Below are 22,383 nucleotides of genomic sequence, written 5' to 3' on the forward strand. Positions count from 1 at the left end.
GACAACATCATGCAGTCAAAATCATTTGTACTTTCGGCAATGCGTGGTGACAAAGGTGGCCAACTGACCATCCTTGCCATTCTTGCGGCCGTCATTCTTATTCCACTGGCTAACACCATGTTACCAAGTGGGCACCCGCTTCATGTCGAGACTTTCACTATCTCACTAATGGGCAAATACCTGAGCTACGCAATGTTGGCGTTGGCGCTCGATCTTGTGTGGGGCTATCTCGGAATATTGAGTCTAGGCCACGGTGCTTTCTTTGCACTTGGTGGTTATGCCATGGGTATGTACTTAATGCGTCAGATTGGTGACCGCGGAGTTTATGGTGACCCAATCCTGCCGGACTTTATGGTGTTCCTTGATTGGTCTGCGTTGCCGTGGTTTTGGCAGGGCTTTGAGCAGTTCTGGTTCGCCTGCTTGATGGTGGTGTTGGTGCCGGGCGCGTTGGCTTACTTGTTTGGTTATCTGGCTTTTCGCTCTCGCGTGTCAGGGGTTTACCTTTCTATCATGACTCAGGCGTTAACTTACGCATTGATGCTGGCATTTTTCCGCAACGAGATGGGCTTTGGTGGTAACAACGGGCTGACGGATTTCAAAGACATCATCGGCCTGAGCTTACAGAGTGATGCGGTCAAGATAGGTCTGTTTGTCGCGACTGGTATTGCGCTTATTCTCAGCTACATCGCGTGTCGCATGGTGGTGACCAGTCGATTAGGTCGTGTGGCATTAGCGATTCGTGATACAGAGTCACGTACTCGCTTTATGGGTTACGACGTCGATGGCATCAAGCTGTGGGTCTTCGTTCTTTCAGCGGTTATTGCTGGTATTGCTGGGGCTTTATATGTTCCTCAAGTTGGCATCATTAACCCGGGAGAATTTGCTCCTCTTAACTCGATTGAGATTGTGGTTTGGGTTGCCTTAGGCGGTCGTGCCACTTTGTTTGGCGCCATTGTCGGTGCATTGATCATCAACTACGCCAAGAGTTGGTTTACGGTTGAGTTCCCAGAGGTGTGGTTATTTGCTCTGGGTGGGCTATTCGTTCTCTCGACCATGTATTTCCCACAAGGTGTAATTGGCTTTGTCAGTGAAAAATGGCAGCAGCTACGCAAGGCATCAAATGGGAAAAACCAAGATGAAGATAAGGATGATCAGCACAAAGCCAAGGAGGTGATCGCATGACCACATTTAATAGCGTAAAGGAATCGGTTCAGGCATTCACTCGTCGAGACCAAGTCTTTGATTACCTTAAACCTGATATTCACCCCGCTATCGATACTCGCCACAACGTGCTGTTGTATGTGGAAGGCGTCAACAAAAGCTTCGATGGTTTCCAAGCGATAAACGATCTGAACCTCTACATCAATGAAGGAGAGCTTCGCTGCATCATTGGCCCTAATGGCGCAGGTAAAACCACCATGATGGACATCATCACAGGTAAAACTAAGCCAGATACTGGCGAGGTGTGGTTGGGTTCGAACATCAACTTATTGAAGATGAACGAAGCTGAAATTGCCAATGCAGGCGTTGGGCGTAAGTTCCAAAAACCGACCGTGATTGAATGTCTAACCGTGTGGCAGAACCTTGAGTTAGCGATGGCCGGTGACCGTTCAGTGTGGGCAACTTTCACTGCTGTGATGTCTGGTGAACAGAAAGACAAACTGACCTCGGTACTTGAGCTGATTCATTTAAAAGACGAAGCGGCGAATTTGGCAGGTAACCTGTCTCACGGTCAGAAACAGTGGTTAGAGATAGGCATGTTATTGATGCAAAACCCTAGGCTATTGCTGGTGGATGAACCCGTTGCAGGCATGACTCACCAAGAGATGGACCGTACCTCTGAGTTACTCAATTCTCTGGCAGGCAAGCACTCAGTGGTAGTGGTTGAACACGATATGGATTTCGTTCGTTCTATCGCAAGCCATGTCACCGTGCTTCATCAAGGTCATGTGTTGGCTGAAGGCACTATGGATCAAGTGCAGGCTCACCCTGAAGTTAAACAAGTTTATCTCGGAGAATAGGATGTTAGAGGTTAAATCAGTTAATCAATATTACGGTGAGAGCCACACGCTGTGGGATTTGGATATGCAGATCCCGGAAGGCAAGTGCACAGTGTTAATGGGACGAAACGGTGTCGGTAAAACGACGTTGCTGCAATGCATCATGGGGCTAGTTAAGGTCGAGAGCGGTGACATTTCGTTATCGGGTGAGTCGCTTCTTAAAACCGATGCCGAAGAGCGTGCTCGCCAAGGAATCGGTTATGTGCCGCAAGGCCGTCAGATCTTTCCGATGCTTACCGTTCAAGAAAACCTAGAAGTAGGCTTGCCGATTCGAGAAAAGGGCGACCGTAAGATCCCAGAGTTCATCTTCGATATATTCCCAGTGTTAAAAGAGATGCTGCATCGTCGCGGAGGTGACTTATCTGGTGGTCAGCAGCAGCAACTGGCGATTGGGCGTGCGCTGGTGGTCAATCCAAAGCTATTGATCTTGGATGAACCAACAGAAGGTATTCAGCCCAATATCGTGCAAGAGATTGGTGACATCATTCTCATGCTCAACGAGAAGATGGGACTCACCGTACTGCTTGTTGAGCAGAAGCTGCCATTTGCGAGAAAGGTCGGTGACCGATTTTGCATTCTCGACCGCGGTCGTCAGGTAGCAGAAGGTGAAATGAAAGGGCTCAATGAGTCCTTGATTAAGGAGTACCTAACCGTATGAGCTCTCTATATTCTTCGAGTGAAGCAATAAACACTTCTTTAGCGGGAGTGTTGTCTCTGAATGAGACCATCGAGCAAGATATCCGAGACGGTTGGCAAGCGAGCTTAAACCTCACCTTTGTCGACCGTGGTGATAAAACCGTATTAAAGAATCGTCAGCAGTCTGGTCCGCTTGCGGTGCAACGCCCCTTGTATCCTGATGGGGAAACGTGTCACACCTACTTACTCCATCCCCCCGGCGGAGTAGTAGGTGGTGACACTCTCAATATTGAAGCGACCATCGAAAGCGGTGCGCATGCGTTGATCACCACACCCGGTGCGACCAAGTTTTACCGCTCAAACAACAAGTACGCCAAGCAGAAGCAGACCCTACGAGTGAAGAAAGATGCGCACTTGGAATGGATGCCGCAAGAGAACATCTTTTTCCCGAATGCACACGTTCGTTTAGACACTGAAATTCGTCTAGAAAAGGGTGCACAATTTTGGGGTTGGGAGATGCACTGTTTTGGACGTCCTGCACAGAATGAGGGATTCGAGCACGGTCACCTCGTTGGGAAAACAGAAATCTATCTTGATAATCAAAGGCTTCTGACTGAAGGTTTTAATTTTCACGGCGGCGATAAGTTAATGATAAATATGGGGTTACTTGATTGTTCAATGATGGGAACCTTTTATATCACCTCAAATGAGAAGCAAGATTTAGAGTTGGTACAGAGCTTGCTCTTATCTATTACACAGCAAGCTTCACAGCAATCAGTTACATCAGAAATGTCGAGTGAGCCCACATTAATATTGGGTGCGACTCAGATAGAAGGATTGATTGTGGTGCGAGCCTTGGGTAATTGGAGTGAAGATATCCTCCAGGCCTTTGGTCAGATTTGGCAAGCAACTCGCTCTCATTTATGTGGTACGACTCCTGATCTACCAAGGATTTGGGCGACTTAGCGATTAGCCCTTTTTGTACCTAGGGTGACTTCCGACCCTAGGTACATTTTTTCAAGCTTGCTGTGATTGAATCCCACTTACTGCTCATGTGTTTTTGAGCACTAAGAAAACAACACTAACAGCGGGCGGCTAAATGGAATTAACACCAAGAGAAAAAGATAAGCTACTTATCTTCTGCGCAGGAATGCTGGCACAGCAGCGCAAACAAAAAGGCTTAAAACTCAACTATCCAGAATCTATTGCACTGATCAGCAGTGCCATTCTCGAAGGTGCCCGCGAGGGTAAAACCGTTTCAGAATTAATGGATTTCGGACGCACACTGCTTACTGTCGATGACGTTATGGAGGGGATCCCTTCGATGATCCCAGATGTACAAGTCGAAGCCACTTTTCCCGATGGCACCAAGCTGGTGACCGTTCATGAACCTATCGTGTAGGGAGAAGTAATATGGCTGGTTCCACAAAACAATACTCAGGATTCGTTCCCGGAAAAGTCGAAACCGCTCCCGGTGACATCACTCTCAATGAAGGCCGTGACACAACGTCCGTTAAGGTTCAAAACATTGGCGATCGTCCTGTTCAAATTGGCTCTCATTACCACTTCTATGAAGCAAACCCTTCGCTGATCTTTGACCGAGAAGCCACTAAAGGCTTTCGACTCAATATCCCAGCGGGTACTGCAACCCGCTTTGAGCCGGGTCAGTCGCGCAGCGTCGAGTTAGTGCGTTACGCCGGTAAGTTAGAGATCTATGGCTTCCAAGGAAAAGTGATGGGCAAGCTATAAGCGCTTCCACGGAATAATGAAAATAACAAAGGATTGAACATGGCGACGATATCCAGACAGGCTTATGCCGAAATGTTTGGGCCAACAGTCGGTGACCGAGTGCGTCTTGCTGACACTGATTTATGGCTAGAAGTTGAAAAAGATTACACCGTATACGGCGACGAAGTGAAATTTGGCGGCGGCAAAGTTATCCGTGATGGACAAGGGCAAAGCCAACGTCCAAGTGCCGAAACTCCAGATTTGGTGATCACTAATGCGATTGTGTTGGATTACTGGGGCATCGTAAAAGCCGATGTCGCCATCAAAGATGGTCGAGTTCAGGCATTGGGTAAAGCGGGCAACCCAGATGTTCAACCGGGCGTTGATATTGTGATCGGCCCGGGCACGGAGATTTTAGCAGGTGAAGGTTCAATCCTGACTGCTGGTGGCATTGATTCACACATCCACTTTATTTGCCCACAACAGATTGAAGAAGCACTGGCGTCGGGTGTGACAACCATGATCGGCGGCGGCACGGGGCCAAATACCGGCACCAACGCAACCACATGTACGCCGGGGCCTTGGAACATGCACCGCATGCTAGAGTCACTCGATCAATTCCCGATGAACTTTGGTTTGTTAGGCAAAGGCAATGCAAGTCAGCCTGAAGCATTGCGTGAGCAAGTAGCGGCAGGTGCCGTGGGTTTGAAGTTGCACGAAGACTGGGGAACCACACCTGCTTCAATCGATACCTGCTTAAATGTGGCTGATGAGATGGACGTACAAGTTGCGATTCATACCGACACTCTGAATGAATCTGGTTTTGTTGAATCGACACTTGGCGCAATCGGTGATCGCGTGATTCATACCTATCACACCGAAGGTGCGGGCGGTGGACATGCTCCCGATATTATTCGTGCTGCAGGTGAGCCGAACGTTTTGCCCTCCTCAACCAATCCAACACGCCCTTACACCATCAATACTGTCGATGAGCACTTAGACATGTTGATGGTGTGTCATCACCTTTCACCATCAATTGCTGAAGATGTCGCGTTCGCCGAATCGCGTATTCGCCGTGAAACCATTGCCGCAGAAGACATTCTTCATGACTTAGGCGCGTTCTCGATGATCGCTTCGGATTCACAAGCTATGGGGCGAGTGGGTGAAGTAATAACTCGAACTTGGCAAACCGCGCACAAGATGAAAGTTCAGCGCGGCAGCCTAAAAGAAGATTCAGACTACAGCGATAACTTCCGATTAAGACGCTATGTCGCTAAGTACACCATCAACCCAGCGATCACTCATGGTATGTCTCATGAAATCGGCTCTATTGAAGCAGGAAAGCTGGCGGATTTAGTGTTGTGGAAGCCCGCTTTCTTTGGTGTGAAACCGAGTGTGATTTTGAAAGGCGGCATGATCGCCATGGCGCCGATGGGTGACCCAAACGCTTCAATCCCAACCCCTCAGCCAGTCCATTACCGCTCTATGTTTGGTAGCTACGGCAAGGCATGTCAAAACACATCAATGTTGTTTGTTTCTAAGGAAGCCAAGGCGCAGAACATTGATAAGCAATTGGGTTTGCAGAGTTTGATTGGCGTAGTAAGTAACTGCCGAAACATTAGCAAAGCCGACATGAAGCTCAACGATTGGATGCCGAAGATTGAGGTCGACTCTCAGACGTACCAAGTACGCGCCGATGGGGAACTGCTAACTTGTGAACCTGCTGAAGAACTACCAATGGCACAGCGGTATTTTCTATTTTAAGAGCTCGGCTGAAGGCTTTTATTTTAGCGCTGAGCTGAAGGCTCTTGTTCTAGCTCTTAGCTAAGGGCTTTTAGGCTGAAGGCTCCTAATTTAAACGTTATAAATCTCACAAGGAGATTGAGGTAATAGCATGATTGAACTGACTCAACTGAATACTCAAATACAAAATGCACCGGACGGCTATTTGAGCCTGCCGATCGATAGCCGCATTAAAAGCCGCCTTAAGGTGATGCTAGATGACGGGCGCAATGCCGGGCTGTTTCTACCACGAGGTCATATCTTGCGTGGTGGCGAACAACTCTCAAGTAAATGCGGTTTAGTCGTAGAAGTGAAAGCGGCACCAGAAACAGTTTCGACTGTTTATTGTGAAGACTTGCTCCTGTTAACGCGAGTGGCGTATCACCTTGGCAACCGTCATGTTCCGCTGCAAGTAGAAGCTGGTTGGGTTCGTTATCAACACGACCATGTTTTAGATGAAATGGTTGAAGGCTTAGGCGCGACAGTGACCACCGAGAAACAACCGTTTGAACCAGAAGGCGGTGCTTATGGCGGTCGCTCTGGTGGGCATCATCACCATCATTAATGATTCACTAAACGATTTATATAACAACAAATATTAATAACGATAAACGCAAGGAACTCGCGATGAACTTTAAAACAGCTGCAGGCTTATGCACTTTCACAATAGCTTCTCTAACAACATCGACATTGGCTTTCGCTCACCCAGGACATGGGGCGCATTCGGTTCATGAGTCTCACTCGTTTATGTCTGGCTTAACTCACCCTGTGACTGGCATGGATCATCTGATCATGTTGATCGCTTTTGGTTTGTTAATTGGCGCACTTTCATTTTCAACCAAGATAAAAGCCGCTCTGATTGGCGGCGGGTTGGCGTCTTTGGTGGTAGGACTCATCGCAGGCCAAGCCCTAGGTTTCTCTGTGATTGTTGAGCCTGCCATTATCGCTTCTCTGTTTGTCGTCAGCTTATGTTTATGGCATGTATTCTCACCATCAACCAAGCGTGTAAACAGCGTATTAGTTGCTTCGATTGCTATGTTGTTCTTCCATGGTTACGCACACGGCGTTGAAGCCGCGAGCAACCTGACTCAGTTCGCAACAGGCATGAGTATCAGTGCTTTGGCTCTGATGGTTATCGGTACTTTTGTTGGTCGCGCGGTTTACTCTAAATGGTTGTCAGTCGGCGTGGCTTCAGCAAGCGCACTATTGCTGTTAGGCGCGTAGGCTCTCGAACTTATTTGATTCTGGAAGACTGAGGGCACGATTATGACCACAACAGAAAATGTAGCCGTCTATCGTCTGTTTCAATTGATCAGTCCATCGTTGCCGATTGGTGGGTTCACTTATTCGCAAGGCTTAGAGTTAGCGGTTGAAGCGGGGTGGGTGACCGATCGCAACAGCATGGAACAGTGGCTTAATACCATCGTCAGTTCCAGTGTCGCGACCTTGGAATTACCTATTTTAGAACGCCTTTATCACGCGCTAGAAAAAGGTGAGCTCGATGAGATTGAGCATTGGTGTAACTACCTGTACTCAAGCCGTGAAACCAGTGAATTGCGAGCAGAAGAAAAGCAGCGTGGGCATGCATTGAACACCTTGTTGAAGCGCTTAGATATCGATATTTCGCTGGTGGATTCTGTTGATAGTCATCCAAACCAATTGTTGGGCATGTGTATGGCGGCTCAGCATTGGGGTATTGATTTAGAGAGCCTCAAGCAGGGTTATTTATGGAGTTGGCTTGAAAACATCGTTACCGCAGGGGTCAAGTTAGTGCCTTTAGGTCAAACCGATGGTCAGTTGGCATTGATTAATATCACCAACACCTTTCCTGAGGTGATCGAAAAGGCCCGCACGATAGAAGATTGGATGATAGGCAGCTTTTCGCCTTCGATGGCATTAGCGAGTTCACTGCACGAAACACAATACACACGACTATTTCGTTCGTAGCGGTTAGCGCGAACGATGTAGCAAAAAGAATATAAGGAAGTAGACAATGGAAAGTTATAAGCAACCACTTCGAATTGGTATTGGCGGCCCGGTAGGGTCTGGTAAAACAGCCTTGCTAGAGGTGCTATGTAAGGCAATTCGCGACAAGCTCAACATTGCCGTGGTAACCAACGACATCTACACCCAAGAAGATGCAAAGATACTCACGCGAGCAGAAGCGCTGGAACCAGATCGCATCATTGGTGTTGAAACGGGTGGCTGTCCGCACACTGCGATTCGTGAAGATGCCTCGATGAACTTAGCTGCAGTCGAAGAGCTTGCTAAGCTGCACAAAAACCTCGATGTGGTATTCGTCGAAAGCGGCGGTGACAACCTCAGTGCCACGTTCAGCCCTGAGTTAGCCGACCTTACTATCTATGTAATCGATGTGGCGGAAGGGGAGAAGATCCCGCGTAAAGGTGGCCCGGGTATTACACGATCCGATCTGTTAGTCATCAACAAGATCGATTTAGCACCTTATGTTGGTGCGTCACTTGAGGTGATGGAGCAAGACACACAACGCATGCGTCCAACCAAGCCATATGTGTTCACCAACCTAAAAGAGAGCCAAGGCTTAGATTTCATCATCAACTTTATTGTGACGGAAGGGATGCTAACCATGAAGGAGACTTCTACGACTGAGTAGGATTTGAATCAGGTCGTTTCTTTTGAAGCCAGTCGGTACAAAAAAGCCCTGTCGATTATCGATAGGGCTTTCTGGTTTTAAATGATTTTTAACGTCCTAGTTGAAGCTAAAGCTCGCTCTTCGCGACTCTTGTTGTCACTTGCGATTCAATCACGCCATCTTCAACTTGAGTGGTGATCACTTCACCTACTTCTACGTCATTAATCGATGACACGGTCTTACTCGATGCTGAATGAGTAATGCTGTAGCCACGCTTTAGGGTAGCAAGTGGACTAACGGTCTCTAACTTCTCGGCAGCCATGGCTAGCTGGTGGCGAGTGGTTAGCAGTGTTTTATCCATCGCATCTAATAGCTTTTGCTCTGAACGTTGTAGATGCAGTTTTTGTTCACCCAAGCGCTTAACAGGCGAGTTCAATTGAAGCTGGTGCTGTTTACGTTCAACACGCTGTGCATGTTGTTTTAGGTATTGAGTCATACCGCGACGTAAACGCATGTCTAAGTCATCAAGCTGCTGACTCTGCTTTTGCAGTTGGTAGCTCGGGTGTTGTTTCTCTAAGCGGTACTTCAACGTTTGAGTTGATTGCGCTTGTTTGATTAACACATGACGAATCGCACTGACTAAACGAGCACGTTTAGCGGCATAAGCTTGCTCTTTATGACTGTTATCACGGCTAACCAATTCAGCGGCTGCTGATGGCGTTGGAGCACGCATGTCTGCGACGAAATCGGCGATAGTAACGTCAACTTCATGTCCAACGGCGCTGATAATCGGGATCTGACTTGCTGCAATTGTGCGGGCCACGATCTCGTTATTGAAGCACCATAAGTCTTCTAATGAACCGCCGCCACGACCCACGATCAATACATCACATTCGTTGCGCTCATTGGCACGTCCAATCGCTTGAGCGATCTGAATCGAAGCTCCTTCACCTTGTACCATGGTCGGATACACGATGACTGGTAATGACGGATCGCGCCTTTTCAGTACGTCTAGAATATCAAACAACGCAGCGCCGGTTTTCGAGGTGATGACACCAACGCACTTAGGATGTTCTGGCAGAATCTGCTTACTGGATTGAGCGAACAAGCCTTCCGCCGCCAAGTTCATCTTAAGTTTTTCAAACTCTTGCTGAAGCTTGCCGTCACCTTCTGTCTGCATGCTTTCGATGATGAGTTGATAGTCACCACGTGGCTCATAAAGAGACAAACGTGCTTTGACTAAAACTTGATTACCGTTCTGAGGCTTAAACGTCACACGGCGGTTATTGCCACGAAACATAGCGCACTTAACTTGAGCGCGAGAGTCTTTAAGCGTGAGGTACCAGTGACCAGAGACAGGTGCAGAGAAATTTGAGATTTCACCAACGAGCCAGACTATTCCCATTTCGTTTTCTAATAGGAGACGAACCTCTGAGTTGAGGCGAGAAACAGTAAAGATGTTTGGATTAGTCATAGAAGCACTATCTTTCCTTGAAGGAAGGTCTTTCTTGGAATCTCACAGGGCGTGAGTATGGAAGATAGCGGCAATATAATACATAGCAAGGGGGTAAATGCAAATTAAAAATACAAAAATGTGTAGCCAAGCGATTTCGTTGGCCGTATAATCCGTCCGCAATATCTAATCCAAATGCAGTTTGATTTTCCTTAATTGGCTGCCCTCATTAGGCGAAACGATGAGATTGGATTGTTTCTTTTTACTCCTATTATTGTGAGATATTGCAAATGCTAAGAATTGCCAAAGAAGCGCTGACATTCGACGACGTACTGCTAGTGCCAGCACACTCCACCGTTCTCCCTAATACAGCTGATCTTCGCACTCAGCTGACGAAGAATATTTCCCTAAACATCCCAATGCTCTCTGCATCGATGGATACTGTGACAGAAGCTCGCCTAGCGATTGCACTGGCACAAGAAGGCGGAATAGGCTTCATTCATAAGAACATGTCTATTGAACAGCAAGCAGAAATGGTTCGCCAGGTTAAAATTTACGAAGCAGGTGTGGTTTCTCACCCTGTTACTGTAAACCCTGACGCGACAATCGCTGATGTTGTAGCCCTTACTCAAAAACACGGCTTTGCCGGTTTCCCTGTTGTTACTGAAACAAACGAACTTGTTGGTATTATTACTGGCCGTGACGTTCGCTTTGTGACTGACCTTTCTAAGAAAGTTGATGTAGTAATGACGCCTAAAGCTCGCCTTGCTTCTGTTAAAGAAGGTGCAACTCGTGAAGAAGTTCAAGAGAAAATGCACGAAGCGCGCGTTGAAAAAGTTCTTGTTGTAAATGATGACTTCCAACTAACTGGAATGATCACTGCAAAAGATTTCCATAAAGCAGAACGTAAACCAAACGCTTGTAAAGATGAGCGCGGCAGCCTACGTGTAGGTGCAGCTGTTGGTGCTGGTGCTGGTAACGAAGAGCGCGTTGCTGCTCTAGTTGAAGCTGGCGTAGACGTTCTACTTATCGACTCTTCACACGGTCACTCTGAAGGCGTACTTAACCGTATCCGTGATACGCGTGCTGCATACCCTGATCTACAAATCATCGGTGGTAACGTAGCAACTGGCGCTGGCGCTCGTGCTCTTATCGAAGCCGGTGTTAGTGCGGTTAAAGTAGGTATCGGCCCGGGTTCAATCTGTACGACTCGTATCGTTACTGGTGTTGGTGTTCCTCAAGTAACAGCAATCGCAGACGCAGCTGAAGTGGCTAACGAATACGGTATTCCAGTAATCGCAGATGGCGGCATTCGCTTCTCTGGCGATATCTGTAAAGCTATCGTTGCTGGCGCATCTTGTGTGATGGTTGGTTCAATGTTCGCGGGTACTGAAGAAGCACCGGGTGAAGTTATCCTTTACAACGGTCGTTCTTACAAGTCTTACCGTGGTATGGGTTCTCTTGGCGCTATGTCTCAAGGTTCTTCTGACCGTTACTTCCAATCTGACAACGCTGCAGACAAGCTTGTTCCAGAAGGTATTGAAGGTCGTATCGCATACAAAGGTCGTCTAAAAGAGATCGTTCACCAACAGATGGGCGGTCTACGCTCAAGCATGGGCCTAACGGGTTCTGCAACTGTTGAAGACATGCGTACTAAAGCTGAGTTTGTTCGTATCTCTGGTGCGGGCATGAAAGAATCTCACGTACACGATGTTCAAATCACGAAAGAAGCACCTAACTACCGTTTAGGTTAATAATACGTCCAAACGTTTGAATAATATGCTGATTTAGTCGGCACATTAATATACCAATCGTAGTAAATAACTGGTCATCCTAGCTTGTTAAAAACCTCGATAACTTCGTTAGAATTTTTGATTGTAGAATAACTACTTATCAGAAAATCCTGCCTTGTTTTCAAGCTTTTTTCCTGCGCTATTCCTGAACACTTACTTACTGTGATTGGTATTATATCTAAAGCCTGTTTTGTTGAACGTATGATTTTTGCAAAACATCGCCTTACAGATAACCTACGAAAACGTTTGCTTTATTTCTTGAAGAGTTAATCAGAGGTGAGTAAACTCGCCTCCGTTTTATCACATAGCCAATAAGACTGCTTACAATGACTAAAAATATTCATGACCAACGTATTCTAATTCTGGACTTCGGTTCTCAATACACACAGCTAGTAGCTCGTCGTATTCGTGAGATCGGTGTTTACTGTGAACTTTGGAGCTGGGACGTAGAAGAAGCGGATATTCGTGAATTCAATCCAGACGGCATCATCCTATCTGGTGGCCCTGAAAGTGTAACGGAAGAGAATTCTCCACGTGCACCTCAGTACGTATTTGATTCAGGTGTTCCTGTCTTCGGTATCTGCTACGGCATGCAAACTATGGCTGAGCAACTTGGCGGTAAAGTAGCAACGTCTACTGAGCGCGAGTTCGGCTACGCAGCGGTACAAGTAACGGGTGAATCTGCACTTTTCGCTGACCTTGAGACGACTCAAGATGTTTGGATGAGCCACGGTGACAAAGTGGTTGAAATCCCTGCTGATTTTACAAAAATCGCAGAGACAGACACTTGCCCATACGCAGCAATGGCAAACGAAGATAAGAAATACTACGGTGTTCAATTCCACCCAGAAGTAACACACACTAAAAACGGCCTAAAAATGCTTGAGAACTTCGTTCTTAACGCGTGTGGTTGTGAAGGTCTGTGGACTTCAGCGTCTATCATTGAAGATGCAGTTGCACGCATTAAAGAACAAGTAGGTGACGACGAAGTTATCCTTGGTCTTTCTGGTGGTGTTGATTCATCAGTAGTAGCGATGCTTGCTCACCGTGCTATCGGCGACAAACTAACATGTGTATTTGTTGATAACGGCCTTCTTCGTTTAAACGAAGGCGAGCAGGTTATGGACATGTTTGGTGACAAATTCGGCCTTAACATCATTAAAGTTGATGCTGAAGAACGTTTCCTTAACGCTCTGGAAGGTGAAGCTGAACCAGAAGCGAAACGTAAGATCATCGGTCACGTATTCGTAGATATCTTCGACGAAGAGTCTAAGAAGCTGAAGAATGCTAAATGGCTTGCTCAGGGTACTATCTACCCAGACGTCATCGAGTCTGCAGCATCTAAGACTGGCAAAGCACACGTAATCAAATCTCACCACAACGTTGGTGGCCTTCCTGATGATATGGAAATGGGCCTTGTTGAGCCTCTGCGTGAGCTGTTTAAAGATGAAGTACGTAAGATCGGCCTAGAGCTTGGTCTTCCATACAACATGCTTTACCGCCACCCATTCCCGGGTCCAGGTCTAGGTGTTCGTGTACTTGGCGAAGTGAAGAAAGAGTACTGTGATTTACTGCGTCGTGCTGATGCTATCTTCATTGAAGAGCTTCACGCTGCTGACCTTTACCACAAAGTATCTCAAGCATTCACGGTATTCCTACCAGTACGTTCAGTTGGCGTAATGGGCGATGGCCGTAAGTACGATTGGGTTGTATCTCTACGTGCTGTAGAAACTATCGACTTCATGACTGCTCACTGGGCACACTTACCATACGACTTCCTAGGTAAGGTTTCTAACCGTATTATCAACGAAGTTAACGGCATTTCACGTGTTGTTTACGATATTTCTGGTAAGCCACCAGCAACTATCGAGTGGGAATAATCTCTTAGAGATTTAACCAGTTTTGATTTAGCTGTTATTTGACTTAGCCATGATTTGACTTAGTTATTAAAAGCCTCGAACTCAGTTCGGGGCTTTTTTATTTCTGACTCAGGGTATTAAAAGCTTATAGCTGACAACTAAACACCAAATCAGTTGGAAACTAGATATCAGCTCAAGAAACCATGAGACGCTTTGTTGTGTTGAGCTATATATCAAAAAGATCACTCGCACTTTTTATAAATTCACACCGCTACAGCTAGGCCATTTCACATGTGAAGCATACTCTTTGATGGACTTATTAAGGACAGATAAGAGAATCCATCATGTTAAAAATCAAATATTTGGCGACAGTGCTCGGCTGCACATTGGCAGCGCAGAGTCATGCGTCTTTGAACATCCAACCTGATCCGCAAAACCCGAATGGTTACCTTGTTGAAAAGTCGGCCCTACAAGCTGCTGAACAAGCGAAAACATCCGATCCTATGTATGCGATCTGGTCACAAGCATTACAGACTCGTCCCAATAGTATTGTTGAAGCGATAGAACCGGGCTTAGCCTCGAATCCTGAAAACGTGAAACGAGTCGAGCGTGTATTCCCCCAATCTGAATGGGATTTCCTCACTCAGATGGCAGCGCCAGAATATACTTACACTCGCTTCTTACGTGCGATTGGCAAATTCCCAGCCTTCTGTGGAGAGTACACCGACGGCCGTGACTCCGACGCCATTTGTAAAAAGTCCATTATTACGGCCTTTGCTCATTTCTCGCAAGAGACGGGCGGTCACATCGCGATAGACAACACCTCTGATAATCCATTAGCTCTAGAAGAGTGGCAGCAAGCGCTGGTGCATGTTCGTGAAATGGGTTGGTCTGAAGGCCAAGAAGGTTATACCACGGGTTGTGGTCAGAACGATTGGCAGAATGCACGTTGGCCATGTGCAGCGGGGCAGGGTTACTTCGGACGTGGTGCTAAACAGCTTTCTTACCATTTTAACTACGGCGCGTTCTCTGAAGTGATGTTCGATGGTGATGCGACGGTTCTATTGAATAACCCGGGTTTAGTGGCGGATTCTTGGTTGAACTTGGCTTCTGCTATCTGGTTCTTCCTTACCCCTCAAGCGCCTAAACCAGCCATGCTGCACGTGATTGACCGTACTTGGACTCCCTCTCAACGCGAGTTGGATGCGGGAATTGGTTATGGCTTTGGTACCACGATCAACGTGATTAATGGTGGTATCGAGTGTGGTGAGCAGAACAAAGACAAAGGCCAACCCGTTAACCGTATTCGTTACTGGGAAGGGCTAGCGGCGCACTATCAAATTCCGGTAGAAGCGGATGAAGCCAATACTTGTTGGCAGCAAACGCCTTACGGAAGCTTGAACCTCAACGGCGCAACAGATGTGTTGTACACCAACTGGGATGGCAACTGGAAATACTACGCAGACCGCCCAGAAGGCTACTCATTTGAATGTGAGTTGGTTGGATTCCAAACGGCATATTCAGCGCTGGTGGCTGGCGATTACGAGAAGTGTGTGACCAACTTTTATGGTTCTCATGCGAGCTGGCCTGAAGTTAAAGTGGTCGATAAGCTTGATCCGGTAGACCCTGGAACTGATCCGGGTGGTAACGGTTGGAGTGCGACCAAGGTTTACAACGCGGGTGACCAAGTGACTCATGATGGCGCAACCTACGAAGCGAAATGGTGGACACAAGGGGATGACCCTGCCAATGGCGGCCCTTGGAAGTTGATTACTGGAGAGCCAACACCGCCAGTCGTCACCGATCCTGCGCCAGTCGATCCTACACCTGTTGATCCTGATCCGGTTGACCCAACACCAGTTGAACCGCCAGTTACCGAGCCGCCTGTCGTTGTTGACCCATCGGTGTTTATTACGTGGCAAGCGGGCGTTAGCCAAGTGAGTAACGGTGATAAAGTGACGCATAACGGCAAGTGCTTCGTAGCGAAAAACGGCCCGGGTGTATGGGAAAGCCCTGTTCAGTCGAATTGGTTTTGGGATGAAATTAGCTGTAATTGATAGTCTGAATACTGAAGAGGTGACCTAAGTTACGAGTTCAGTAGTACGACCATAGCGATATAAATAATCAAAAGCCGAAAGTTTCTACTTTCGGCTTTTTTTCGTTTTGAACTTGACTGTCTAAGAAGTTCGACTGGTCTATTTGGCTATGTTGAAGCGCATTTAAAGATTAATTATCCAGTTAGAGGATAAAGTTCTGTACAAATGGTGGTTGTGAATTTATATTCAATTTTAACTTATATTTATTCTTTTTATTTTAGGGTCAAGGTGTACCTATGGAACAGACAGATATCACGTCACTCATCCCCATTGTGATTACTTTGGTGTTGTCGTTGGCGACAAGGAATGTAGTGATAGGCCTATTTGCAGGCGTGCTGAGTGGTGTGGCAATGCTCACTGGTATGTTTAGCGAACTTAACCCGCTTGATACGTTTGGTACCATGGTGAAAGGTTACTTAGTCCCTCAACTTACCGACAGCTATAACGCCGGTGTGATCATGCTGTTGGTGTTCATCGGTGGCTTTGTCGCTTTGATGGAGAAGTCGGGTGGTGGTGTTGCGTTTGCAAAACGTGTTACTCAATGGGTAAGCAACAAATGCCAAGCTCAAATCTCAGCATGGCTGGGTGGAATCGTGATATTTTTCTCAGACTTAGGCACTCCGTTAATTGTTGGCCCTGTTTTTCGTCCCCTTTTCGATAAACTGAAACTCTCAAGACAGAAGCTAGCATTCATCATCGACTCAACCTCGTCGCCCGTTGCTATTCTTATCCCTTTCATTGGATGGGGCGTTTACATCATGAGTCTGATTCAAAAAGAATTCACGGCGTTGAATGTCAACATGTCTGATTGGGATGCCTTCATCGGTGCGATTCCTTTTCAGTTCTACGCATTCCTAGCGATTTTCATCGTCCCGTTAGTGTCCGTTAAAGGTTTAGACTTTGGGCCAATGGCAAAAGCCGAGCGTGATTGTCAAGCGGGAATTAACTCTGGCGTGAATAACGAATCACTGAATCCGTTCTCGCATAAAAATGCAAAGGCATCTTTTGTTTGGGCACCGTTGTTAGTGATGCTGGTGGTGTTGTGTACGATGTTAGTTCCTCAAGGCTTCCCGTTCCAAAAGGTCGCGGGTTCATCGTTCAGAGCAGCTTTATCATCGGCTTATTTCTTTGCGGCGATTACTTTGATCTCACTCATGGCTTACTACGGTGTAAGAAAGCTGTCTGATGGTGTTTCAGTGTATTTAACAGGCATGGGAAACATGATGCCCGTAGCGATCATCTTAGTATTGGCTTGGGCGTTAAGCACAGTCGGTAAAGAGTTGGGCGCAGCCGCTTATATTGCCGAGCAAGCACAGAGTGGTTTTCCATACTGGTTAGTACCAGCGGTCGCTTTTTTGTTGTCGGCGATTATTTCATTCGCAACGGGATCGTCGTGGGGAACCTTCGCGATTATGATGCCATTGGTTATTCCAACCGCGATTGCGATTGATGCACCGTTACTTGTCGCAATTGGCGCTGTGTTGTCTGGTGGTTTGTTTGGAGACCATTGCTCACCGATCTCTGAAACCACGATTCTTTCTTCAACCGGGGCAGGGTGTGACCAGTTTGAACACTTTAAGACACAGCTTCCTTATGCGTTGATGAACGGCTCTATCGCTTTGGTTAGTTTTGTAGTGGCAGGCTTTACTGGAAGTGCACTGGTTGTGTTGGGCGCTCTTGTTGCTCAGCTTATCCTTGTGACTCTGTTAGCTAAACGCGATGCGAGTAAACACGCTTCTTCAGAAGTTCAATCTCAAGTGCCGGAATCTAAAACACAACAAGCGTAATTTAAGATTATAAATGAGAGACTAGATACGGGATGCTAGTAAACGAGTAGCGAAAAGCTCGCTCCCTATCGTTCGTCACTTTATACCTCATATTCCTTACTCTATCCGTCATTCCCTATAGCGAGGTATGAGCGTAGTAGGGAATCTCTCGCGTTTACCGTTGGTGTATATATTGAAAGGCAGATTCCAGACATCTAGTCCCTCGATTCTGGAATGACGATCTAATGAATAGATACGGGATGCGAGTAAACGGGTAACGAAAAGCTCGCCCTATGTTGCCTACGTTTGCTATTAAGGGGGCGCTGACTCGAATCTAAAGATTCTTTTCGCATCTCGTACCTCGTTACTCGCATCTTTTTTATAGCGTGATAGGGAATCTGCTTATTGATAGTTTCTATGAATTAATTGGCGTTGTTATGAAACTAATTTTCCATAGGATCATTTACACAATCTTAGTTTGCGATAACTGGATTACCTAGTTGAGCGGTTTATAGATTAAAATTTTCTTACAAATTTTATCGATTTTTTTTAATCAACCACTTTAATAAGGTAAATTCGCAATGTCAACCAAACTAGCTAACCCAGCGCCACTAGGCTTAATGGGTTTCGGTATGACCACTATTCTTCTTAATATCCACAACGCAGGTTTCTTCCCAATGGATTCAATGATCCTTGCGATGGGTATTTTTTACGGTGGTTTGAGCCAAGTTATCGTGGGCACAATGTGTTTCAAACGTGGTGACACGTTCGGTACAACTGCGTTTACTTCTTACGGCCTATTCTGGTTGTCTTTGGTTGGTTTAATTGTAATGCCTTACATGGGCCTACCAGCAAGCCCAGCTGCATTCATGGGTTGGTACCTATTACTATGGGGCATCTTCACAGGCTTCATGTTCATCGGTTCTCTATGCTACCCAGTAGCGAAGCAGGTAGTATTCGGTTCACTAACTATCTTGTTCTTCCTACTTGCAGCTCGTGATTTCACTGGCAGCGAACTAATCGGCACTATCGCTGGTTTTGAAGGTATCTTCTGTGGCGCTTCAGCTATCTACTTTGCTATGGCACAAGTAATCAACAACGAATACGGCCGCACAGTACTGCCTGTTGGTGAGAAGAAAGCACCTCAAATGGCAACACAAGAAATCGCGGCTTAATGCTCTAACTTGGGAACAGTTAGTTTGTTATAAGCCGTTTATTGGTTATGAATAAAACAAAAGGGGTTAGCCGAAATGGCTAACCCCTTTTTTATGCGTTATTAATAGCGCGAGTTAAAGCGATCTATTTATTAAAGCAATCTGTTTGTTAAGGTAATCTTAAGCTGAAGGTTGCTCTACAGGTTTAGTGTCTGCAGTTTCAGCTTCAGGAGACTTGCCTGTTTTACGCTTGTACTTCTCTTCCCAGTAAGTAGCACCTTTAATGCCTAGCTTTACAGGGTTGAATGTGTACTCAGTCACACCTTGTTTCTGCTGTTCTTCGTAGTCTGCTAGAGCTTTAAGCGCAGGCTTAGACATGAAGAAGATGATCAGAATACCTACGATGTTTAACCATGCCATCAAGCCAACACCAACATCACCCATTGCCCATGCAAGGTTAGCTGTTTTGACTGTGCCATAGAAAACCGCAGTGATAAGAACAAGCTTAAGTACGAACATCATGCCTGGGATCTTGATGGTACGACGTAGGTAAGCAATATTCGTTTCTGCGATGTAGTAGTAAGCAAGAATCGTTGTAAATGCGAAGAAGAACAGAGCAAATGCGATGAATGGCTTACCAATGCCTGGTAGTGCACTTTCAATAGCAAGCTGTGTAAATACAGGACCATTCGCACCAATGTTTGCTGCTAGGTTCTGAACAAGGAACACGCCTTCAGCGCCGCCGTGAACGTTGTAAGCACCAGTGATGATGATCATGAACGCTGTTGCAGAACATACTAGAAGAGTATCGATGTAGATAGAGAACGCTTGTACCAAACCTTGCTGAGCTGGGTGATCGACATTTGCCGCTGCTGCCGCGTGAGGACCTGTACCTTGACCTGCTTCGTTTGAGTAAACACCACGCTTAACACCCCAACCAATTGCAGCACCAAAGCCCGCCATAGGTGTGAATGCATCGCCAAGAATCATTCCGAAAACAGCTGGCACTTGGCCGATGTTTAGCAAGATGATAACGAACGCGATAATGATGTAAGCCAATGCCATGAATGGAACAACAATTTGTGTGAAGTTCGCAATACGTTTAACACCACCAAAGATGATGAAAGCAAGGATGATAGCAACAACAGTACCAGTGAAAATTTTAGCGAAACTGAATGTACCGATAGCTGTTTCAATCATGTCGCCTGAGCCAAATGCAGCTTCTACAGCATTACCAATACTGTTTGACTGAACACCTGGAAGCAAAATACCACATGCAAAAATAGTCGAGATAGCGAAGATCCATGCGTACCACTTTTGACCCATTGCTTTTTCAATGTAGTAAGCCGGACCGCCACGGAACTGGCCTTCGTCTTCTTCTTTGTAGATTTGCGCTAGCGTAGATTCTGCGTAAGCAGTCGCGGCGCCAAAGAAGGCTACAACCCACATCCAGAATACTGCTCCCGGACCACCGAAACCGATAGCGGCAGCAACACCAGCAATGTTACCTGTACCTACACGGCCAGATAGCGAAACGGCAAGAGCTTGGAAAGACGAGATGCCTTTTGCAGAGCTTTTACCTGATAGTAGCAAGCGCCACATTTCAAAGAAGTGACGGATTTGAACAAATCGAGTCATGATGGAGTAGAACAAACCTGCACCTAAACATAGGTAGATAAGTACTGGGCTCCAGATTATTCCATTCAAAAAATCAACGAATGACTGCATGAGTATTTTCCCTGTTAGTTTTACTTATGATTGTTTTTCGAACAACACAATACTTCACTTGTAACCCAAGTGTTAAATTATTTAACTGCGCATTAGGATTACTGTGACATAAAGCAAGTTACAGAGGGGGTTTGTTAACGCTTAGTTCTAATTCGATAATCGTTCCATTTAACTTTATATGCAACCATGTGTATTTATTGGCGTTTTGCAGAGTGAATAAATAGTGATTAATACAAAAATGGAAATTTGAGCCATGCAGATGAGACAAAATCGAGAAAAACAGCGGTGAAAATCGCTTAGCATGAACGGCTGATATATGAGTGGTGAGATGGATTTGATTGGAATATATCACCTGCATCGAGTGATCTCGCAGGTATAAGGAACTGTGTTTTTTGAAGGTTCGATAGTTGAGGATTTCATGTTTACTGAGTGAAAGTGGCTAGTTTGATGCGTGTTTCAAACAACCACAAACCCTCGCTCCTTTAGTTCTTGAGCGAACTCAGACTGAGTATTTGGCTCACCGTGAATCAAATGCACCTCTTTCGGTGGAGTCGCGATGCCTTCTATAAATCGGTAGAGATCCTCTTTATCGGCATGAGCCGAGTAGCCAGACATGCCATGAATTTGAGCATTGACCTCAACGTCTTTTTTATCAAGAGAAACCTGCATTTCGCCTTGTTGCAGTTCTCGCCCGAGCGTTCCGTGCGCTTGATAGCCCGCTAAAATCACATCGGTTCGTTTATCGGGAAGTAAGGCGGATAAGTAGTTCATTATCCTGCCGCCCTGACACATTCCAGAAGCTGCGACCACAATTGCGGGTTCACCTGTCGACTTAAGGCGATTGACGATTTTCTTGTGCATTCTATGCCCATCAACAGTAATGAATTGTTCAAAAGCGAGTGGGTGACGTTTCAGTTCAAGACGTTGCTTTGCTTCTTGTCCCCACAACTCTTTAAAGCGTCGGTATGAACGCGTTACTTTCTCTGCCATAGGCGAATCGAGGATGATAGGAATATTGCTGCTGAGTTGATGCTCAAAGATCAGATTTTCGATATCAAACAGCAGTTCTTGTGTTCTGCCGATGCTAAAAGCCGGAATTAAAATAACGCCACCATCAAGCAGCGAACGATCAATGATCGCCTTCAAGCGCTCCGATCTCGTTGCAATATCGTCATGTTTACTGGTGCCGTAAGTTGATTCGATAAATAGGTAATCGGCTTGTTGTGGTGGCAGAGGATCGGGCAGAAGTGGTGTGTTAGTTGGGCCTAAGTCGCCAGAGAAGACTACGACCTCTTGGCTTGGTAACTTAATCTCTATATAGGCCGAACCTAAGATATGCCCTGCAGGTTGAAAACGGGCATACAGAGTATTTGGCCTATGATGATCCTTTCCGTTGCTTTGCTGTTTAGACGTGATGGGAAACCATTCCCCGTAGGGCTTGGGAGCTATCAACGAATGAATCTTTTTGAGTATCAGCTTCGATTGTTTATTGCTGAGCCCTTGTAGTTTTAACCCATCCTCAATCATTAAAGGAGCGAGTTCGGCGGTGGCTTGCGTGCAATAAATTGGCTGGTTAAATCCACTGGCGAGTAACCAAGGTAATCGGCCAATATGATCAATGTGGGTATGGGTCAGCAGCAGAGCGTTGAGGTGGGAAGTTTCAAATTCAATCTCAAGAGGGCATGTGTCCGAACCTTGAAGCTTTTTGCCTTGAAGA

The 22,383-nt window shown here is 46.3% G+C and carries 19 protein-coding genes; 16 read left to right on the forward strand and 3 right to left on the reverse strand.

Features of this window, described 5'->3' with window-relative positions; all coding sequences use genetic code 11:
- Nucleotides 1-9: 9 nt before the first annotated feature.
- The 11 genes from urtC to ureG all read left to right on the forward strand — a co-directional run bounded on the left by urtC (nt 10) and on the right by ureG (nt 8,838).
- Nucleotides 10-1,182 carry an urea ABC transporter permease subunit UrtC gene (gene urtC, locus AACR09_RS00275; RefSeq protein WP_193835849.1) on the forward strand — a complete coding sequence of 391 codons (1,173 nt, stop codon included), beginning with the start codon at nt 10-12 and terminating at the stop codon, nt 1,180-1,182.
- Nucleotides 1,179-2,021 (forward strand): urea ABC transporter ATP-binding protein UrtD, encoded by an 843-nt coding sequence (urtD, locus tag AACR09_RS00280; protein ID WP_004735116.1) that lies wholly within the window; start codon nt 1,179-1,181, stop codon nt 2,019-2,021. The genes urtC and urtD overlap by 4 nt, the downstream gene beginning before the upstream one ends.
- Before the next feature lies 1 nt (nt 2,022).
- Entirely contained in the window at nt 2,023-2,718 is a 696-nt protein-coding gene (urtE, locus tag AACR09_RS00285) for an urea ABC transporter ATP-binding subunit UrtE (protein ID WP_102487375.1), read from the forward strand.
- The gene (locus AACR09_RS00290; protein ID WP_193835850.1) at nt 2,715-3,662 is read left to right on the forward strand and encodes an urease accessory protein UreD; all 948 of its coding nucleotides are present in this window, start codon (nt 2,715-2,717) and stop codon (nt 3,660-3,662) included. Before urtE ends, AACR09_RS00290 begins: the two co-directional genes overlap by 4 nt.
- A gap of 133 nt (nt 3,663-3,795) precedes the next feature.
- Nucleotides 3,796-4,098: an urease subunit gamma gene (ureA, locus tag AACR09_RS00295; RefSeq protein WP_004735119.1), complete on the forward strand. Its 303-nt coding sequence runs from the start codon at nt 3,796-3,798 to the stop codon at nt 4,096-4,098.
- A gap of 11 nt (nt 4,099-4,109) precedes the next feature.
- A complete protein-coding gene (locus AACR09_RS00300) occupies nt 4,110-4,445 on the forward strand; it encodes an urease subunit beta (RefSeq protein WP_004735120.1) in 336 nt (111 codons plus the stop codon).
- Nucleotides 4,446-4,484: 39 nt separating this feature from the next.
- Entirely contained in the window at nt 4,485-6,188 is a 1,704-nt protein-coding gene (ureC, locus tag AACR09_RS00305) for an urease subunit alpha (RefSeq protein ID WP_017095400.1), read from the forward strand.
- A 130-nt stretch (nt 6,189-6,318) separates the two neighbouring features.
- The gene (gene ureE / locus AACR09_RS00310) at nt 6,319-6,771 is read left to right on the forward strand and encodes an urease accessory protein UreE (protein ID WP_102494449.1); all 453 of its coding nucleotides are present in this window, start codon (nt 6,319-6,321) and stop codon (nt 6,769-6,771) included.
- A gap of 62 nt (nt 6,772-6,833) precedes the next feature.
- Complete coding sequence (locus AACR09_RS00315; RefSeq protein ID WP_193835851.1) at nt 6,834-7,430, forward strand: HupE/UreJ family protein; 597 nt, start codon at nt 6,834-6,836, stop codon at nt 7,428-7,430.
- Between the two features lie 42 nt (nt 7,431-7,472).
- On the forward strand, nt 7,473-8,153 hold the full coding sequence (locus AACR09_RS00320) for an urease accessory protein UreF (protein ID WP_193835852.1): 681 nt from the start codon (nt 7,473-7,475) through the stop codon (nt 8,151-8,153).
- 46 nt (nt 8,154-8,199) lie between these two features.
- Complete coding sequence (gene ureG, locus AACR09_RS00325) at nt 8,200-8,838, forward strand: urease accessory protein UreG (protein WP_065206935.1); 639 nt, start codon at nt 8,200-8,202, stop codon at nt 8,836-8,838.
- Nucleotides 8,839-8,944: 106 nt separating this feature from the next.
- On the opposite strand, the gene xseA is transcribed toward ureG, so the two are convergent.
- A complete protein-coding gene (xseA, locus tag AACR09_RS00330) occupies nt 8,945-10,291 on the reverse strand; it encodes an exodeoxyribonuclease VII large subunit (RefSeq protein ID WP_193835853.1) in 1,347 nt (448 codons plus the stop codon).
- A 269-nt stretch (nt 10,292-10,560) separates the two neighbouring features.
- Here xseA and guaB point away from each other — a divergent pair, with 269 nt between their 5' ends.
- From guaB to AACR09_RS00355, 5 genes are all read left to right on the forward strand, one after another.
- Nucleotides 10,561-12,024: an IMP dehydrogenase gene (gene guaB / locus AACR09_RS00335; protein ID WP_193835854.1), complete on the forward strand. Its 1,464-nt coding sequence runs from the start codon at nt 10,561-10,563 to the stop codon at nt 12,022-12,024.
- A 365-nt stretch (nt 12,025-12,389) separates the two neighbouring features.
- Nucleotides 12,390-13,943, forward strand: coding sequence for a glutamine-hydrolyzing GMP synthase (gene guaA, locus AACR09_RS00340; protein WP_017079884.1), 1,554 nt, complete (start codon nt 12,390-12,392; stop codon nt 13,941-13,943).
- Nucleotides 13,944-14,266: 323 nt separating this feature from the next.
- Entirely contained in the window at nt 14,267-15,979 is a 1,713-nt protein-coding gene (locus AACR09_RS00345) for a chitinase (RefSeq protein ID WP_193835855.1), read from the forward strand.
- A 275-nt stretch (nt 15,980-16,254) separates the two neighbouring features.
- On the forward strand, nt 16,255-17,805 hold the full coding sequence (locus AACR09_RS00350; protein ID WP_193835856.1) for a Na+/H+ antiporter NhaC family protein: 1,551 nt from the start codon (nt 16,255-16,257) through the stop codon (nt 17,803-17,805).
- A 560-nt stretch (nt 17,806-18,365) separates the two neighbouring features.
- Complete coding sequence (locus AACR09_RS00355) at nt 18,366-18,959, forward strand: acetate uptake transporter (protein ID WP_004735131.1); 594 nt, start codon at nt 18,366-18,368, stop codon at nt 18,957-18,959.
- 159 nt (nt 18,960-19,118) lie between these two features.
- Here the strand turns inward: AACR09_RS00355 and AACR09_RS00360 are convergent, their stop codons facing one another.
- Both AACR09_RS00360 and AACR09_RS00365 read right to left on the reverse strand, forming a co-directional pair.
- Nucleotides 19,119-20,666: an alanine/glycine:cation symporter family protein gene (locus AACR09_RS00360; RefSeq protein ID WP_061023950.1), complete on the reverse strand. Its 1,548-nt coding sequence runs from the start codon at nt 20,664-20,666 to the stop codon at nt 19,119-19,121.
- A gap of 456 nt (nt 20,667-21,122) precedes the next feature.
- On the reverse strand, nt 21,123-22,383 hold a 1,261-nt coding region (locus tag AACR09_RS00365), incomplete at its 5' end, for an MBL fold metallo-hydrolase (RefSeq protein WP_228010888.1).

The organism is Vibrio sp. OPT20 (assembly GCF_963889365.1).
GTDB classification, from domain to species: domain Bacteria; phylum Pseudomonadota; class Gammaproteobacteria; order Enterobacterales; family Vibrionaceae; genus Vibrio; species Vibrio splendidus.

Excerpts from the sequence above, each read along its gene's own strand:
- AACR09_RS00360 (WP_061023950.1), bottom strand. The coding sequence starts at position 20,666 with ATGCAGTCATTCGTTGATTTTTTGAATGGAATAATCTGGAGCCCAGTA.
- AACR09_RS00350 (WP_193835856.1), top strand. The coding sequence starts at position 16,255 with ATGGAACAGACAGATATCACGTCACTCATCCCCATTGTGATTACTTTG.
- guaB (WP_193835854.1), top strand. The coding sequence starts at position 10,561 with ATGCTAAGAATTGCCAAAGAAGCGCTGACATTCGACGACGTACTGCTA.
- AACR09_RS00320 (WP_193835852.1), top strand. The coding sequence starts at position 7,473 with ATGACCACAACAGAAAATGTAGCCGTCTATCGTCTGTTTCAATTGATC.
- ureE (WP_102494449.1), top strand. The coding sequence starts at position 6,319 with ATGATTGAACTGACTCAACTGAATACTCAAATACAAAATGCACCGGAC.
- ureG (WP_065206935.1), top strand. The coding sequence starts at position 8,200 with ATGGAAAGTTATAAGCAACCACTTCGAATTGGTATTGGCGGCCCGGTA.
- AACR09_RS00315 (WP_193835851.1), top strand. The coding sequence starts at position 6,834 with ATGAACTTTAAAACAGCTGCAGGCTTATGCACTTTCACAATAGCTTCT.
- urtD (WP_004735116.1), top strand. The coding sequence starts at position 1,179 with ATGACCACATTTAATAGCGTAAAGGAATCGGTTCAGGCATTCACTCGT.
- guaA (WP_017079884.1), top strand. The coding sequence starts at position 12,390 with ATGACTAAAAATATTCATGACCAACGTATTCTAATTCTGGACTTCGGT.
- ureA (WP_004735119.1), top strand. The coding sequence starts at position 3,796 with ATGGAATTAACACCAAGAGAAAAAGATAAGCTACTTATCTTCTGCGCA.
- ureC (WP_017095400.1), top strand. The coding sequence starts at position 4,485 with ATGGCGACGATATCCAGACAGGCTTATGCCGAAATGTTTGGGCCAACA.
- AACR09_RS00355 (WP_004735131.1), top strand. The coding sequence starts at position 18,366 with ATGTCAACCAAACTAGCTAACCCAGCGCCACTAGGCTTAATGGGTTTC.
- AACR09_RS00345 (WP_193835855.1), top strand. The coding sequence starts at position 14,267 with ATGTTAAAAATCAAATATTTGGCGACAGTGCTCGGCTGCACATTGGCA.
- AACR09_RS00290 (WP_193835850.1), top strand. The coding sequence starts at position 2,715 with ATGAGCTCTCTATATTCTTCGAGTGAAGCAATAAACACTTCTTTAGCG.
- AACR09_RS00300 (WP_004735120.1), top strand. The coding sequence starts at position 4,110 with ATGGCTGGTTCCACAAAACAATACTCAGGATTCGTTCCCGGAAAAGTC.
- xseA (WP_193835853.1), bottom strand. The coding sequence starts at position 10,291 with ATGACTAATCCAAACATCTTTACTGTTTCTCGCCTCAACTCAGAGGTT.
- urtE (WP_102487375.1), top strand. The coding sequence starts at position 2,023 with ATGTTAGAGGTTAAATCAGTTAATCAATATTACGGTGAGAGCCACACG.
- urtC (WP_193835849.1), top strand. The coding sequence starts at position 10 with ATGCAGTCAAAATCATTTGTACTTTCGGCAATGCGTGGTGACAAAGGT.